Consider the following 15,340-nt stretch of genomic DNA (forward strand, 5'->3'; position numbering starts at 1 on the left):
GAACCGACAGGGGGGAGGACGGACGCCGGTGAGATGGGTGCTCGCGGTGACTGCCCTGTGGACGCTGCTCGGCCTGCTGCCCCTGGCGCTGCTGACCTCCTCCAGTATCTCCCTGTCGGAGAACGCCGTGCGCGACGAGGTCGACGGCCGGGTCAGGATCACCGCCTCGGTGAGCCGGGTCGTGGTCGAGCAGCAGATGGGCTCCCTGGCGCAGCTCGTCACCACGTTCGCGCAGCGGCCCGGCGTGCGCGACACGGTGGAGCACGCGACCCCCGAGGCCATGCGCACGTACCTCGGAGAGCTCAAGGAGCTGCGCGACGGCATCAGCGGGCTGATCCTGGTCTCGTCGGAGGGCCGCATGCTCGGCGCGGAGCCGAAGACCGTGCTGCCCCAGGACCTCACCGCCACCGACTGGTACCGCGCCGTGCGCGACCGGCGGGCGGCCCACATCTCCCAGGCGTACACGCCCACGATGATCGACGTGTCCAGGGCGGTCGCGGTGGCCGCGCCGATCCCGAGCGTCGACGGCAAGCGCATGCTCGGCATCCTCGCCGTTGTCTACAGCCTGGACGCCATCCAGGAGTTCGCCAAGGAGGCCGCCGAGGCGCAGGACATCAGGCTGCTGATCACCGACCGGGCGGGCGTGCTCGTCGCCGACCCCGGCAGGAAGCTGCTCGCGCTCACCTCCCTGCGGGAGGACCCCCGGGTGGACGCCGCGCTCGCCGGGCGCACCTGGAACGGCCTGTTCAGCGGCGTCGACGGCGCGGTGCTGTCGGCGTCCGAGCCGATCCCGGGCATCGGCTGGACGGTCACCGCCGAGGTGTCCGCCGCCGAGGCGCTGGCCTCGGCCGAGCGGCTCAGGACGAACGTCATGACCGTCGCAGCCCTGCTGGCGCTGCTCATCCTCATCGGCCTGGGCCTGCAGATCCACACCACGCGCGGCCGCCGCCGCGCGCAGGCCACGCTGGCCAGGTACGCGGCCGAGCTGGCCGCCGCCAGGGACGAGGCGGTCAGCGCCTCCAGCGCCAAGTCCGAGTTCCTGGCCAAGATCAGCCACGAGATCCGCACCCCGATCAACGGCGTGCTCGGCATGAACTCCCTGCTCATGAGCACCCGGCTGGACGACGAGCAGCGCCACTACTCGACCACGGCCCAGGAGTCGGCCCAGAACGTGCTGCGCCTGCTCGACGACTTCCTCGACCTGTCCAGGATCGAGGCGGGCCACCTCCAGGTCGACGCGGTGCCGTTCGACCTGCCGCGGTTGTGCGACGAGGTGGTCGCGCCGTTCGCGCCGCACGCGTACGAGCAGGGGCTCTGGCTCACGCTGCGGCTCGACGACGGCGTGCCCCGGCAGGTGACCGGCGATCCGGCCCGGCTGCGCCAGATCCTCACGAACCTGGTGGGCAACGCGCTGAAGTTCACCGTCCAGGGCGGGGTGGACCTGCACGTCACCCTGGAGGAGGGCGAGCCCGGCGACGCGCGGGCGGTGCTCAGGTTCGCGGTCGCCGACACCGGGATCGGTGTGGGGCCCGACGACCGGGAGCGGGTGTTCGGCGTCTTCCGGCAGGTCGACTCGCCGATCACGCGCAGGACCGGCGGCAGCGGCCTGGGGCTGGCCATCGGCCGGCAGCTCACCGAGCTCATGGGCGGGGAGATCGGGCTCGACAGCGTGGAGGGCGTGGGCAGCCGGTTCTGGGTGCGCCTGCCCGTTGACGTGCTGACCTGGTCGGAGCCGTCGGTCGAGGCCCTGCAGGGCAGGCGCGCGCTCGTCGCCGACCCGCGGCCCGAGGACCGCGCGCTGGCCGTGCGGTTCCTGGCGGGCGCCGGGCTCGACGTGGAGGAGACCGCGGACTCCGCCCTGGAACTGCTGCGGGCCGCCGCGTCGGGCGGGCGGCCGTACGAGCTCGCGGTCGTCGCGCTCGATCTCGGCACCGACGCCGAGTCGACCGCGCACGTGATCCTCACGGACCCGCTGCTCCAGGCCACCAGCGTGGTCGTGGTCGTCACCCCCGGGCGGTCGGGTTTCGCCTGGCCCGGCACCATGGGGGAGCGGGCCGTCCAGTCGATCACCCGGCCGCTGAGCCGCCGCCGCCTGCTGGCCGCCGTGGAGAACGCCCTGGTCACCGCCGAGTGCCCCGGCGAGCCGCGCGAAGGCGTGGAGCTCGCGGGCTGGGACGGCGGCGCGCGGATCCTGGTGGCGGAGGACGACGAGGTCAGCCGCCAGGTCGCGATGCTCGTGCTGCGCCAGGCCGGGCACGAGGTCGAGGTGGTGGACGACGGTGAGCAGGCCGTACGCGCCGTGCTGGCCGGGGGCTACGACCTGGTGTTCATGGACTGCCAGCTGCCCGTGCTCGACGGGCTGGCCGCGACCGAGGAGATCAGGCGGCGCGAGGACGCGCACACCCCGATCATCGCGATGACCGCGGCGGCGATGCCGGACGACCGGATCCGCTGCCTGGCGGCCGGGATGGACGACCACCTGGCCAAGCCGGTGGACTGGCCGCGCGTGCTCGCCAGCATCCCGGAGTGGGCCGCCTACTCCGGGCTCCCGCCCGAGCTGGTGGGGCTGTCGCCGGAGGCGCTCGCCGACGTGGCGGAGGCGTACCTGGCCACCGCGACGCGGACGTACGAGGAGCTGCGGCTGGCGGCGCGGACCGGCGACGTGGCGGAGGTGGCCGCGCTCGCCCACCGGCTCAAGGGCAGCTGCGCGACCGTCGGGGCGGCCCGCGAGGCCGAGCTGTGCCGCCGCGTCGAGGATCGGGCGCGTACGGGCGCCGTCGACAGCGAGCCGCTCGACGAGCTGGGCGAGCTGCTCAAGGTGACGCCGGCGTGGATGAACAATCCGTAGCCGCTTTTTAACACCTGGGAAATTTGTCAACGTTAGTGTCTCACTGTTACTAGTCGTGTTTGTTTGTAGTGATTGGAGGGTTGATGGCTGATTCGTCTGGTGAGCCGAGTCCAACGACCACCCCCAGCCCGACGTCCTCCCCGACGCCGACCCCGTCCCCGACGGGCACCCCGTCGCCGACCGGCACCCCATCCCCGACCGGCACCCCGTCTCCGACCGGCACCCCGACTCCCACGCCCACGGGGTCCCCGAGCCCGACCCCGTCCCCCACCGGCACCCCGAAGCCCACCCCCACGGGCTCGCCGAGCCCGAGCCCGACCCCCACCCCCACCCCCACCTGGTCGCCCGTTCCGACGCCCACCTGGTCGGTCATCCCCCCGGCGCAGGAGCCCTCCCCGCGCCCGACCCCGACCCAGGAGCCGGTCCAGCCCCCGAACGCCCCCAGCGGCGGCCTGGAGATCCACTGGACCTCGATCCGCCGCCTGGCCAAGCTCTTCGACAAGACCGGCGACGACGTCGTGGCGCTGCACCGTGGCTCCACCTCGCTGGCCACCACCTCCGACCTGGTCGGCGGCGACGACGACGGCCGCGCGTTCGCCGAGTGGTACAGCGACGGCTACGACTCGCTCACCGAGGCGATGCAGGGCATCGCCGACAAGAACTTCAGCTCGGCGGGGAACTTCCGCGACTTCGAGAAGTTCTGGGACTTCCTGGAGCAGCAGATCATCAGCACGCTGCCCAAGATCCCCGACCTTCCCGCGCCGCCGATCCCGCAGGCCCCGCCGCGCAAGGAAGGCGCCTGATGTTCGACCCCTTCCAGGCGCTGGCCTGGTTCGCCGACGTGCACGTGCCGGTGGCCGACGTGAGCAACCTGCGGGACCGTGCCAAGGCGCTGCGCGCGCTGGCCGAGTCCATCGGGAAGGTCGCGCACAAGACCGACACCGGCGTCGCCGAGGCGCGCAAGGCGAACGACAGCCGCATCGTGGACCGCTTCGCCGACGTGTGGCCGAAGGAGCTCGCCCCCCGCTACGCCGCGCTCCAGGAGGAGCTGCTGGACCTGGCGGCGGGCTGCGAGGAGTACGCCGACGCCGTCGAGGAGCACCGTGAACAGCTCCGGATCATCGGCACGTACCTCGCCGCCATGGCCTTCACGATGATGTTCGGCTTCGTCTACCCCGCGGCCAGGGTCGCGGCCGAGAAGGCGTTCCGATGGCTGGTGTCCAGGGCCAAGCTGGAGCGCACGATCTTCCAGAAGATCACCAGGATGATCCTGGAGGCGCGGATGGGCAAGCGCCGCGTCGGCAACTACTTCGTCCGCGAAGGGCTCGACGCGCTGGCCGACTCCGTGCTGTGGACCGTGCTCAAGACCGGCGTGCACGCGGGCAGCTCGGCCGCCACGGGGCAGCCGATGGGCAACCTCTGGGAGTACGCGGGCAAGCACTTCGCCGCCGAGATGGCCTACAACGGCGGCATCAAGGCGCTGAGCGACGTGCGCAGGTTCTTCCCCGCCACGAAGGTCACCGAGACGCTGCTGGGCTCGGACCCCGCGGGCAAGTTCTTCCGCCGTACGCTCTCGGCCGCCACCATCTACCCCCTGGTCGCCGGCGGGGCGATGTCGGAGCAGGGCGCGCTCCGCTCGGCGCTGGCGCACGCGCCCAGGGCCTTCATCTTCAAGCGTTGAGTGAGTGAGGAACACCGATGACGACACCCCGTACCGGAGACCCTGAGCTTGACCGCGCGCTGGCCGAGATGGCGGCGCGGACGGCCGAGCTCGAAGAGGTGAGCCGCCTGCTGGAGGAGACCCGGGGGCGCGGCGAGAGCGCCGGCGGGCAGGTCGTCGTGGAGCTCAAGCCCACCGGCTCGCTGGCCGGGCTGCGCATCGACCCGCGGGCGATGCGGCTGGGCTCGCAGGCGCTGGCGGACGCCATCGTGGAGGCGTTCCGGCGGGCCGAAGACGACGTGGCCGGCCAGTCGTACGACCTGGCGAAGACGGTCTTCGGCACCTGACCACCGCGCGGTTGGCGCACTATGGGGTGAATGGCAAGCTTGGTGCCGTGCGTGTGATGTTGCTCGGCCCGTTCGAGGTGCGTGACGGGGAGGGGCGCCGGGTCGAGATCTCCGGTGCCAGGTTGTGTGCGCTGGTGGCCAGGCTCGCGCTGGAGCCGGGCCGGGTCGTGCCGTTCGACGTGCTCACCGCCGCCATCTGGGGCGAGCGTCCGCCGGCCGGCAGCGCCAACGCCCTGCAGTCGCTGGTCTCCCGCACCCGTCGGCTGGTCGGCCACGCCGCGATCGAGTCGCACCCGGCCGGCTACCGGCTCGCCGTCGAGGCCGACGACGTGGACGTCTCCCGGTTCGAGCGGCTGGCCGGCACGGGGGGCCTCGCCGCGCTGCGCCAGGCCGAGGGGCTGTGGCGGGGGCCGGCGCTGGCGGACCTGGCCGGGCTGCCGTTCGCGGACAACGCCGCCGTACGGCTGGACGAGCTGCGCCTGTCCGCCGCCGAGGACCGGCTAGAGCTGGAGCTGGGCGCGGGCAACGACGTGCTGGCGGAGCTGGGCCCGCTGGCGGCCGCGCACCCGCTGCGCGAGCGCCTGCAGGGCCTGCTCATGCGGGCCCTGTACGCGGCCGGCCGGCAGGCCGACGCGCTCGACGCCTACGAGCGGACCCGGGGGACGCTGTCGGAGGAGCTGGGCGTCGACCCGTCCGCCGAGCTGGCCGAGCTGCACCTGTCGATCCTCCGGCACGACCCGCAGCGCCAGGACCGCCGCCGCACCCGCCGGACGAACCTGCGCGCCCAGGTGACCAGCTTCGTCGGCCGCGAGCAGGAGCTGGCCCAGCTCGCCAAGGCGCTGGAGACCGGCCGGCTCGTCACCGTCGTCGGCCCCGGGGGCGCGGGCAAGACCAGGCTCGCCGCCGAGGTCGCCGAGCGCTCGGCCGACCTGGCGCCGGACGGCGTCTGGCTGGCCGAGCTGGCGCCCGTCACCGACCCCCACGACGTCGCCAACGCGGTGCTCACGGCGATCGGCGGCCGGGACGGAGCCCGGTTCGAGGCCGGGGAGGGCGGCGCCGCCGAGCGGCTGGAGGAGGTCTTCGCCCAGCAGGGGGCGCTGCTCGTGCTCGACAACTGCGAGCATGTCGTGTCGGCCGTCGCCGAGCTGGTGGACCGGCTGCTGGGCGCCTGCCCCGACCTGCGCGTCCTGGCCACCAGCCGGGAGCCGCTGGCCGTCGCGGGCGAGAGCCTCCACCCCATCCCGCCCCTGGAGTGGCCCGCCGGCTCGACCGAGGACGCCCGCGGCTACTCCGCGGTCCGCCTCTTCGCCGAACGGGCCGTGGCGGTCCGCCCCGGCTTCACCCTCGACGAGACCACCACCCGGGCGGTGGTCGAGATCTGCCGGCGGCTCGACGGCATGCCGCTGGCCATTGAACTGGCCGCCGCCAGGACGCGCGCGCTGAGCGTGGAGCAGATCGCGGCCAAGCTCGACGACCGCTTCCGCCTGCTCAGCAGCGGCAGCCGGACGGCCCTGCCCCGGCACCGCACCTTGCAGGCGGTGGTCGACTGGAGCTGGGACCCGCTGTCCGGTGAGGAGCGGGAGCTGGCCATGGTGCTGGCGGTCTTCCCCGGCGGGGCCACGCTGGAGGGGCTGGAGGCAGTCAGCGGGCTCGACCCGCTCGACGCGCTCACGGCGCTGGTGGACAAGTCGCTGGTCGAGCTGTCCGGCGAGCGCTACCGCATGCAGGAGACGGTCAGGTCGTACGGGATGGCCCGGCTGGCGGAGTCCGGGCAGGACCGGGCCGTGCGGGACGGGCACGCGCGCCACTTCCTGCGGCTCGCCGAGGCGGCCGACCCCGGGCTACGCGGCGCCGGCCAGCTCCAGTGGCTGGACAGGCTGCGGGCCGAGCACGACAACGTCGTGGCCGCGCTGCGGTTCGCGGCCGACGCGGGGGACGCCGAGCTGGGCGTGCGGCTGGTGGGGGCCGTCTGGTGGTTCTGGTTCCTGCAGGGCATGCGCATCGAGAGCGTGCACTGGATGCGTGGCGTGCTCGACCTGCCGGGCGAGGTGCCGGAGGAGCTGCGGCCCGTACGGCTGGCGCTCCAGGGGCTCGTCCACCAGCAGCTCGGCGACCCGGCGGCGGCACAGGAGACGGTTCAGGAGGCGCTGGACCTCGGCGACCGGCTGGGCGGGCCCGTCGGAGTGCTGCTGCTCTGCGCGCCGATGGTGCTGGGAGACCTGGTGGCGGCCGCCCGGGCCGCCGAACGGTCGATGCCGGGCCTGACGGGATGGGAACGGGCGTTCGCGCGGATGACGCTGTCCATGGCGGCCGAGAGCAAGGGGGACGTCGGTGGGGCGTTCACCCTCGTGGACGAGACGCGGCGGGAGATGGAGGCCCTCGGCGAGCGGTGGGGGCTGTCCTCCGCGCTGCGCGTGCTGGCCGAGCACCACGACCGCGCGGGCGATCTCGCTGCCGGGATCGAGGCCAGGTCGCGGGCGCTGCGCCTGGCCGGTGAGCTGGGTGTCATGGAGGACCAGGCGGCCATCCTGGCCAAGATCGCGCTCTCGTACGCGCGGTCGGGCGAGCATGACCGCGCCCGGTCGTACATGGACGCGTGCTGGGACTGCGTGGAGCGGTTGCGACGGAGGGAGGGCGTCGAGTACGTCCGGCTGTCGCAGGTCGAGGTGCTGCTCCGGAGCGGTGACCTGGAGGAGGCGCGGCGGGAGCTGACGGCGGTCGAGGATCCGTCCTGCCCTCCCGAGGTGCGGGCCTGGGCCGCCTGCTATCGCGCGATGGCCGCGCTGCTGGACGGCGACCGGCCGGGTGCCGGGCCGTCGCTCGACACCGCGATGGAGCTGGGGGACCTGCCGACCCTGGCCGCCGCGGCGCACGTGCGGGCGGCCGCGCTGGCCGACGACGAGCCGGCGCGGGCGGCGTACCTGCTGGGGGCCGCGACCGCGCTGCTCGGGACGGAGGACCGCAGCGGGTTCGGCGACCTGCTGCGGCCCGCGGAGCGGGCGCGGGCGGCGCTGGGGGACGAGGCGTTCGCCGCGGCGTACGGGAGCGGGGCCGCGCTCACCCGCGACGCCGCGATCAGTGCCGTCCGCCCGGCGTGAGCGGCTTCAGGTGGAGCAGTCACAGCAGTTGCAGCAGTCGCAACAGGAACAGTCCAGGCCGCTCAGGTCGCACCCGCCCCGGCCGCAGGTCAGGATCGTCAGGATCCCGGCCCCCGTCTTGCGGATCCAGCCGGGCCGCTCGTAGGACGCCCGGAACGCCCGCTCCACCGCCCGATGCACCTCGGTGCCGAGCAGCGTGTCCACCAGGTGGCGCTCCTCGAACCCCACCTCCCGCAGGGCCAGGGTGAGGCCGCGGGCGGCGTCGTCGGCCGCCCGGCGAGCACCGCCGTGTGCGCGAACGCCGCCGCCTCCTCCGTCGGCGCGGAACCCGCGTAACGCGCACGGCCCGGCCGCCCGGCGGGGCGCGGCCGACCCGAGCTGGGCCTCGGTCAGCACCGAGATGATCAGCGTGTCGTAGTTGGTGGCCGGCCGCGCCGCCTGGCCCTGCCCGTCCCGCAACGTCAGGCACAGCCCGCACAGGTGCGCCCGCCAGGCCGCACGCAGCGACGGGCACCCGTGTGCGCCGCAGGGACGGATGATGCCGAACATACGACCTCGCAGGATTCGGATTCTGGAGGCGCGATGCCCGGAGGCACAGCCGAACCCGGTATTTCCCCGTGGTCCGCACTCGAGGCGAGGCAGTACATTGTGCGGACCGGGCCGGAGGCGTCCCCGTTCGCCGCCGGCCTGGTCTTTTACGGCTTTCCGCCATCGAAGTCGGCGGGTCGCCCCCATACCCGCCGGACCCGGGGCCGCCTAGCGTGAGGCGGCGTGATCAGTCTGAAGGGTTTGAGCAAGAGGTACGGCGATCGCCCGGCGGTCGACGACCTGACACTGGAGCTGAGACCGGGCACGGTGACCGGGTTCCTCGGCCCGAACGGGGCCGGGAAATCGACCACGATGCGCCTGATCCTCGGCCTCGACCGCCCCACCTCCGGCACCGCGCTGATCGGCGGCGTGCCGTACCACCGGATCGGCAACCCGATGCGCACGGTCGGCGCGCTCCTCGACGCCCGCGCGCTGCACCCGGGCCGCAGCGGCCACGCGCACCTGGTGGCGCTGGCCCGCGCCAACGGCATCCCCCGGCGGCGCGTGGGCGAGGTGCTGGAGACGGTCGGCATGGCCGTGGCGGCGCGCAAGCGGGCCGGGGCGCTGTCGCTGGGCATGAGCCAGCGGCTCGGCATCGCGGCGGCGCTGCTGGGGGATCCGGAGGTGCTGATGTTCGACGAACCCGTCAACGGGCTCGACCCGGACGGGGTGCGCTGGGTGCGCGGGCTCATGCGGTCGCTGGCCGCCGAGGGGCGGACGGTGTTCGTCTCCAGCCACCTCATGACCGAGATGCAGCTCACCGCCGACCACCTCGTCGTGATCGGCAAGGGCCGGCTCATCGCGGACGCGCCGCTGTCCGACGTCATCGCGGGCAGCTCCCTGACGGCCGTGCTCGTCCGCACCCCGCACGCCGGCGATCTCGCGGTACGGCTGCGCGCCGCCGGGATCGCGGTGGACCGGTACGGCGAGAACGAGCTGGAGGCCACCGGCGCCACCCTCGAAACGGTCGGCGACCTGGCCCACGAGGCCGGGATCCGGCTGCACGAGCTGCGCACCCGGGAGGCCTCGCTCGAACAGGCCTACCAGGAGCTGACCGCGGGAAGCGTCGAGTACGGGGCGGGATCATGAGGACGTTGTGGCAGGCGATCGGGTCCGAGTGGGCGAAGCTGTGGTCGGTCAGGTCCACGTGGTGGTGCCTGGCCTGCGCGGCGGCGCTCATGGTGGTGACCGCGCTCACGCTGGGCGGCGCGAGCGCCACCGACGCCCTGCGCGAGGGCCGGACCGGCGCGCGGGTGACGGCCAGCGAGCCGGTGGTGTCGGCGACGTCGTTCGTCCAGTTCGCGCTGGTGGCGCTGGCGATGCTGGCGATCACCTCGGAGTACTCGTCGGGGAGCATCCGGGCCACGTTGCAGGCCACTCCCGTCCGCGGGGTGGTGCTGGCCGCCAAGGCGCTGGTGGTGGCGCCGGTGATGGCCGTGGCGGGTGTGCTGTCGGGGGCCGTCGCGACGGTGGTCGTCCAGGTCGTGCTGTCCGGCGCTCTGTTCGGCGGGCTCGTCGTGTCGCCGATCGGCGAGGTCGTGCCGGACCTGCTCGGGGTCGGGGTGTTCTTCGCGCTGGTGTCGGTGATGACGCTCGGCGTCGGCGCCGCGATGCGTAGCGCGGCCGGCACGCTGACCGTGGTGTTCATGCTGCTCATGGGGTTGCCGCTGATGTTGCTGACGACGGGGAGCCAGGCGGCGCTGGACGCCTCTTTGCGGATGCCGACGTTCGCGGGGCTGGCGTTCATGGGGAGTGCGAACAACCTGGCCGGCGGGCCGATGCCGTACTCGGCGGGGGAGGGGCTGGCCTGGCTCCTCGCCTGGACGGCGGCGGCCCTGGCGGCGGGCCACGCGGTGCTGCGCCGCCGCGACGCGTAGCGCGGCGGCCCGCGATGCGTGGAGCGGCGCGGAGGATGCGTGGAGCGGCGCGGGCGGTGCGCGGCATCAGGGGGTTGCGCCTAGAATTCACGCCCGTGTCAGGCAGCAGGGCAGCCCGGGTGCTGGCCGGGGTCGTCCTCGGGATGGCCCTCGGCCTCGTCGAGCTGGTTTTCCTCTGCGTGGCGTGGCCCGCGTGCCTGGTCCCCGCCGCCCGGCCCGCCGTCGTCCGAGGGCTGGACAGGCTGATGGCGCTGGAACGGGCCAGGCTGTCCGGCTGGCTCGGGCACGAGGTGGCAAGGCGGGACGGCGGTTACGGCTTCCTCGCCGCGCGCGCCGCCCTGGGGGTCCTGGGCGGGTACCTGTGCGCGGCGGGCCTCTTCCTCGGCGGGCTCCTGCTGGTCGGCGGCCTGTGGGACCTCGCATGGGGGCGGGCCGAGCCGGTGCCGGTGAACCTGCCCGGCGTCAGGATCGTCACCAGCAGCGGCCTGCTCGGCCTGACCGGCGGCGCCGTGCTGCTCGCCCTGGTCGCCCTCATGACCCTGGCCGTCGGATCGCTCGAACGGCGGCTGGCCGACCACTTCCTCGGCCCCGGCAGCCACGAGCTGATGCGCCGGCGGATCGCCGAGCTGACCGCCACCCGCTCCGGCATCGTCCGGGCCGTGGACGACGAGCGGCGCAGGATCGAACGCGACCTCCACGACGGCGTCCAGCAGCGCGGCGTCGCGCTCGCCATGCTGCTGGGCCGGGCCCGGCACAGCGCCGACCCCGGGGCGACCACCGAGCTGGTCGCCCAGGCGTACACCGAGTCGCGCCAACTCCTGGACGAGCTGCGCAGCGTGGCCTGGCGCATCTACCCGACCGCGCTCGACGAGCTGGGGCTGCGCGCCGCGCTGGCGGGCGTCGCCGACCGGTCGAGCGTGCCGGTGACCGTGCACGACGGGCTGGCCGGACGGCCCGTGTCGGAGGTGGAGACCGCGCTCTACTTCGTGGCCCGCGAGGCGATCACCAACGCGATCAAGCACGCCGGGGCGCGTGACATCCTGGTCGTGCTGACGGAGGACGAGCGGGCGGTGAGCGTGGTGATCTCGGACGACGGCTCGGGCGGGGCCGATCCGGCGGGCGGCGGGCTGTCGGGGCTGGCCCGGCGGGTGCTGGCGATGGACGGGGACTTCACGGTCGAGAGCCCGCCGGGCGGGCCCACCAAGATCGCCGCCACCCTCCCGAAGACACCGCCCGGTGGTTCCCCCGAAGCGCCGGAGACCGTCCCCGGGCCATCCGGCGGCGTTTCCGGAGCGGCGCCCAGCGGGCCCCGGACGGGGTCGAGCGGGTCCGGGACGGGGTCGAGCAGGCCCCGAGCGGAGTCGAGCGGGTCCGGGGCGGGGTCAAGGAGGTCCGGGGCGGGGTCGAGCGGGCCTGGGATGGCGTCGTCCAGCGGGTCCGGGTCCGGGGCGGGGGCGTCGTGCGGGTGATCCTGGCCGATGACTCCGTGCTGCTGCGTGAGGGGCTCACCCGGCTGCTCGACGACGCCGGTCACGAGGTGGTCGCCGCCGTCGGCGACGCCCCCGCCCTGCTCGCCGCCGTCGAGCACCACCGCCCCGACGTGGCCGTGATCGACGTCCGCATGCCGCCCGGCCACAAGGACGACGGCCTCCGGGCGGCCCTGGAGATCCGCGACCGCCACCCCGGCGTCGGCGTGCTGGTCCTGTCGCAGTACGTCGAGCAGCACTACGCCGCCAGGCTCATGGCCGGCTCCACGCGAGGCCTCGGCTACCTCCTCAAGGACCGGGTCTCGGAGGTGGCCGACTTCCTCGACTCGCTCGAACGCGTACGAGCGGGCGGAACCGCGTTCGACCCCGAGGTGGTGCGGCAACTCCTGGCCCGCACCACCCACGCCGACCCGCTGAGCGGCCTGAGCCCGCGCGAGGGCGAGGTGCTGCGGCACCTCGCCCAGGGCTTCGTGAACGCGGCCATCGCCGAGCGCCTGCACGTCTCGCTCAGCACGGTCGAGAAGCACGTCAACGCCATCGTGGAGAAGCTCGACCTGCCCCGCGACCCCGACTACAGCCGCCGCGTCCTGGCCATCCTCCGCTACCTGGACACGTGAGACCCGGGCGGCGAAGGCAACCTCATTCCTGCCGGGTGAACGGCGAGCCCAGCCTGCCCTCGGTGATCAGCCGGTCCAGGGTCTCACGCATGGTCTTCGCGTCGTTCAGGTGCGGGAACGGCTCCCCGGCCGGGGCGTCCACGCCCAGGAACCGGCAGAGCGGCTCCCACCCTTCGCGCACGTCGAACACCAGCAGCCGTTCGGCGGGCAGGCTCTCCTTGACCGTGGCCAGGTGACGCTCGAACACCGCCACCGCCTCGTCCTCGTCCGGCAGCCCCTCCCTGAGGCTTCTCCTGCCCTCGAACACGGACGAGGTGATCAGGTCCATCACCGGGCTGAGCCGCATCATCCCGCCGAACACGGCCGCCGCCGTCTCGGGCAGGTCCTCCGGGAGCTCCCGCCCCGGGCCGATGGAGACGAGCGTCTGCATGCTGCGGTACCAGGCGTGCGGGTCGCGTACGGTCAGGACGACCTTCGCGTCCGGGTACGCCTCCGCCTGCTCCTTCCAGAAGAAGGACGCCGGCCAGTCCTGCGTGGAGCGGAAGCCGTCGAAGACGTGCTCCCAATCCACCTGCCCGCCGTCGGCCAGGGGCAGCCACCTATCGACGCGGGACGGGTCGCTGATGATCGTGAACATGTGGTGGCACGGTCCAAAACCGAGCCGTTCGAGTGCCGCCTTCATCGAGCTGGTTCCTGTACGCGGGAATCCCGCGCCGATCACCGTGAGCACATTTGCCTCCATGGGGTGTTGGTCGACTACTCCCGATGTTGACCCGTGGTCATGGGACGGGCAATCATCCAAGGCCAACCCAGCGGCCATGGGTGAGCGGTAGTGGACCGTATCGACATCGGTGCGGAGCGGTGCCGGCCGAGGGTCTCCACGGGGGTTGCGGTGGAGACGTCTCGGGCTGGTGGGCCAGGTCTGAGCCCTGGCGATCGTTGGACGGTCGGCCGCGCTCGGCGGTCATAGCCGATGCACCCGAGCAGTTCGACCGGCCGGTCATGCAGGCGAACCGCAGTCGAATCACTCGGCAGACCACAGGAAGATCTTGATGGATCGAGGTTTAGCCATCATTTGTCCAGCTATCAATCTCGTCGTTTTTCGGAAATTGAGGAGTTGTCTTTCTTGTTTTCTGCCGGGTCCTCATGCATATGATCAGTACGTGACGTTTTCGCCTGGGTGGCGCTGCCCTTTGGTTGCCGTACAGGGAGTCATCGATCATGTCTAGAACTGCACCCTTCTCCGTCGCGTTCAACGGCCCTGTGGACAGGTTCGTGGTCACGAGCAACCTGGGAAGCGGCCAGATTATCGTTATCACGCAAAGCGGCGACGTCTGGGGGCATAATCTCGCAGGCAACGCCAACGCCGTCGGGCAGGGCTTCAAGTTCGAAGGTGCGCGGGTCGCGTTCAACGGTCCCGTGGACAGGTTCGTGGTCACGAAGGACGACCGTATCTTCGTCATTACGCAAAGCGGCGATGTCTGGGGCCACAAGTTCAACGGCAGAAAAATCGACCCGAGCTTCAAGTACGGTGGAGCGAAGGTCGCGATCAACGGCCCCGTCGACAGGTTCGTGGTCGCCAGTGGCCTGAAGAATGACGACCGGATGTTCGTCATCACGCAAAGCGGCGACGTCTGGAGTCATGCGATCACCAGCAACTCCATCGGGCCGGGCATCAAGTGCGGCGGGGCGAAGGTCGCGATCCACGGTGCCATGGACAGATTCGTGGTCACGATGGGCAGTCGCATGATCGTCATCAGGGAAGACGGCGATGTCTGGGGCCATGAGGTCGATCCGGGCGGGGTCATCAACAACACCATCGGACCGGCCTTCAAGTTCGACGGAGCGAAGGTCGCGATCCACGGTGCCATGGACAGATTCGTGGTCACCAGTGACAACCGTCTCATCGTCATCAGGGGAGACGGCGACGTCTGGGGCCATAATGTCATCGGCAAGACCATCGGACCGCCTTTCCCGATGAACTTCCGCCTCATGCACTTCACTTTCGCGAACGACATTACCGCAGCACGCCGGGACCGGCTGATCGAGCGGCACAAGTTCGCGCTGCGGCGCGTCATGCTATGTAACAGCCTGTCGGCCGAGGAGAAGCGTCGTCTCATCGACGTAGCCTATGATCGCCCGATTCACCACAAGACGCTTGACGATGAAACTGCTCTCGGCAGGGCGGACCGGAACCGCGGGGAGTTGAGCGTCAACTTCCAACTTCTGTTCCCGTTGGGAGACGAGGAGATCGCCCAAACCATCATTCACGAGATGATGCACATGGCGCATTACGACCATCCCGAAAGGCACGACCCTCCCGCAGGGACCCCCTGCACCTCCCCGCCGTTCGACTACCCCGGCGACAATGGCCCGTACTACGGCACGCCTCCACTGCGGGCCGAGCTTTGCATTGCGGGCGACCAGAGCCTGCACGGGCGACCTGAGCGCAAGACTTTCAACAAAGGTTGCATGAGCGATGGGCAAGATGTGGCCACGATCTACGTCGAGTCTTCAGTGACGTCCCGTTCTCGTCGGCCCGCGTACAGGTGATCACCCGTATGAAGCCCATCGGTCGTGCGGCCCGCCAGGCCACCGAGTGAGGGACCGAGGAGGTGTTGCGGGTGCCGTCCGTCGCGCACCGGGTGACTTCCAGCGTCCGGCCGTTGTCGAACAGGCAGGCCACCGCACGATCCGCGCCCATGCGCCGTCCCGCCGCCGGCGCCGAGAGAACCCGTGATCATCCTTCGAGACGCGGGCCGGCGTGCCCGGCCAGACAGAGCCGGCGGTCCCCTTCCTTGACCCAGGTCTGGGTCAT

The 15,340-nt window shown here is 72.2% G+C and carries 13 protein-coding genes; 10 read left to right on the plus strand and 3 right to left on the minus strand.

Going from position 1 to position 15,340, the window contains the following annotated elements; all coding sequences use genetic code 11:
• The first annotated feature begins 28 nt into the window (after nt 1-28).
• From AB0L65_RS25335 to AB0L65_RS25355, 5 genes are all read left to right on the plus strand, one after another.
• Complete coding sequence (locus AB0L65_RS25335; protein WP_364249420.1) at nt 29-2,848, plus strand: response regulator; 2,820 nt, start codon at nt 29-31, stop codon at nt 2,846-2,848.
• Nucleotides 2,849-2,931: 83 nt separating this feature from the next.
• Nucleotides 2,932-3,651 (plus strand): hypothetical protein, encoded by a 720-nt coding sequence (locus AB0L65_RS25340; RefSeq protein WP_364249422.1) that lies wholly within the window; start codon nt 2,932-2,934, stop codon nt 3,649-3,651.
• Nucleotides 3,651-4,529 (plus strand): hypothetical protein, encoded by an 879-nt coding sequence (locus tag AB0L65_RS25345; RefSeq protein WP_364249424.1) that lies wholly within the window; start codon nt 3,651-3,653, stop codon nt 4,527-4,529. The genes AB0L65_RS25340 and AB0L65_RS25345 overlap by 1 nt, the downstream gene beginning before the upstream one ends.
• A 17-nt stretch (nt 4,530-4,546) precedes the next feature.
• Nucleotides 4,547-4,855 (plus strand): YbaB/EbfC family nucleoid-associated protein, encoded by a 309-nt coding sequence (locus tag AB0L65_RS25350; RefSeq protein WP_185074069.1) that lies wholly within the window; start codon nt 4,547-4,549, stop codon nt 4,853-4,855.
• Between the two features lie 56 nt (nt 4,856-4,911).
• Nucleotides 4,912-7,953 carry a BTAD domain-containing putative transcriptional regulator gene (locus tag AB0L65_RS25355; protein WP_364249813.1) on the plus strand — a complete coding sequence of 1,014 codons (3,042 nt, stop codon included), beginning with the start codon at nt 4,912-4,914 and terminating at the stop codon, nt 7,951-7,953.
• 6 nt (nt 7,954-7,959) lie between these two features.
• On the opposite strand, the gene AB0L65_RS25360 is transcribed toward AB0L65_RS25355, so the two are convergent.
• Nucleotides 7,960-8,502 carry a hypothetical protein gene (locus AB0L65_RS25360; protein WP_364249426.1) on the minus strand — a complete coding sequence of 181 codons (543 nt, stop codon included), beginning with the start codon at nt 8,500-8,502 and terminating at the stop codon, nt 7,960-7,962.
• A gap of 222 nt (nt 8,503-8,724) precedes the next feature.
• Between AB0L65_RS25360 and AB0L65_RS25365 the strand changes: the two genes are divergently transcribed.
• From AB0L65_RS25365 to AB0L65_RS25380, 4 genes are all read left to right on the plus strand, one after another.
• The gene (locus AB0L65_RS25365) at nt 8,725-9,630 is read left to right on the plus strand and encodes an ATP-binding cassette domain-containing protein (protein ID WP_364249428.1); all 906 of its coding nucleotides are present in this window, start codon (nt 8,725-8,727) and stop codon (nt 9,628-9,630) included.
• Nucleotides 9,627-10,418 carry an ABC transporter permease gene (locus tag AB0L65_RS25370; RefSeq protein ID WP_364249430.1) on the plus strand — a complete coding sequence of 264 codons (792 nt, stop codon included), beginning with the start codon at nt 9,627-9,629 and terminating at the stop codon, nt 10,416-10,418. The genes AB0L65_RS25365 and AB0L65_RS25370 overlap by 4 nt, the downstream gene beginning before the upstream one ends.
• A gap of 95 nt (nt 10,419-10,513) precedes the next feature.
• Nucleotides 10,514-11,887: a histidine kinase gene (locus AB0L65_RS25375; RefSeq protein WP_364249432.1), complete on the plus strand. Its 1,374-nt coding sequence runs from the start codon at nt 10,514-10,516 to the stop codon at nt 11,885-11,887.
• Complete coding sequence (locus AB0L65_RS25380; RefSeq protein WP_364249434.1) at nt 11,878-12,522, plus strand: response regulator transcription factor; 645 nt, start codon at nt 11,878-11,880, stop codon at nt 12,520-12,522. Before AB0L65_RS25375 ends, AB0L65_RS25380 begins: the two co-directional genes overlap by 10 nt.
• 22 nt (nt 12,523-12,544) lie before the next feature.
• On the opposite strand, the gene AB0L65_RS25385 is transcribed toward AB0L65_RS25380, so the two are convergent.
• The gene (locus AB0L65_RS25385) at nt 12,545-13,264 is read right to left on the minus strand and encodes a sulfotransferase family protein (RefSeq protein ID WP_364249436.1); all 720 of its coding nucleotides are present in this window, start codon (nt 13,262-13,264) and stop codon (nt 12,545-12,547) included.
• Between the two features lie 479 nt (nt 13,265-13,743).
• On the opposite strand from AB0L65_RS25385, the gene AB0L65_RS25390 reads away from it, so the two are divergent.
• Nucleotides 13,744-15,075 (plus strand): hypothetical protein, encoded by a 1,332-nt coding sequence (locus AB0L65_RS25390; protein ID WP_364249438.1) that lies wholly within the window; start codon nt 13,744-13,746, stop codon nt 15,073-15,075.
• On the opposite strand, the gene AB0L65_RS25395 is transcribed toward AB0L65_RS25390, so the two are convergent.
• A complete protein-coding gene (locus AB0L65_RS25395) occupies nt 14,981-15,226 on the minus strand; it encodes an XF1762 family protein (protein ID WP_364249440.1) in 246 nt (81 codons plus the stop codon). The two genes, AB0L65_RS25390 and AB0L65_RS25395, sit on opposite strands and share 95 nt — an antisense overlap.
• Nucleotides 15,227-15,340 lie beyond the last annotated feature (114 nt).

The organism is Nonomuraea sp. NPDC052116 (genome assembly GCF_040680035.1).
GTDB classification, from domain to species: Bacteria; Actinomycetota; Actinomycetes; order Streptosporangiales; family Streptosporangiaceae; genus Nonomuraea; species Nonomuraea angiospora_A.

Bases quoted from the DNA above. Each gene is read 5' to 3' on its own strand.
- AB0L65_RS25340 (WP_364249422.1), top strand. From the start codon at position 2,932: ATGGCTGATTCGTCTGGTGAGCCGAGTCCAACGACCACCCCCAGCCCG.
- AB0L65_RS25345 (WP_364249424.1), top strand. From the start codon at position 3,651: ATGTTCGACCCCTTCCAGGCGCTGGCCTGGTTCGCCGACGTGCACGTG.
- AB0L65_RS25350 (WP_185074069.1), top strand. From the start codon at position 4,547: ATGACGACACCCCGTACCGGAGACCCTGAGCTTGACCGCGCGCTGGCC.
- AB0L65_RS25355 (WP_364249813.1), top strand. From the start codon at position 4,912: ATGTTGCTCGGCCCGTTCGAGGTGCGTGACGGGGAGGGGCGCCGGGTC.
- AB0L65_RS25360 (WP_364249426.1), bottom strand. From the start codon at position 8,502: ATGTTCGGCATCATCCGTCCCTGCGGCGCACACGGGTGCCCGTCGCTG.
- AB0L65_RS25370 (WP_364249430.1), top strand. From the start codon at position 9,627: ATGAGGACGTTGTGGCAGGCGATCGGGTCCGAGTGGGCGAAGCTGTGG.
- AB0L65_RS25385 (WP_364249436.1), bottom strand. From the start codon at position 13,264: ATGGAGGCAAATGTGCTCACGGTGATCGGCGCGGGATTCCCGCGTACA.
- AB0L65_RS25390 (WP_364249438.1), top strand. From the start codon at position 13,744: ATGTCTAGAACTGCACCCTTCTCCGTCGCGTTCAACGGCCCTGTGGAC.
- AB0L65_RS25395 (WP_364249440.1), bottom strand. From the start codon at position 15,226: ATGGGCGCGGATCGTGCGGTGGCCTGCCTGTTCGACAACGGCCGGACG.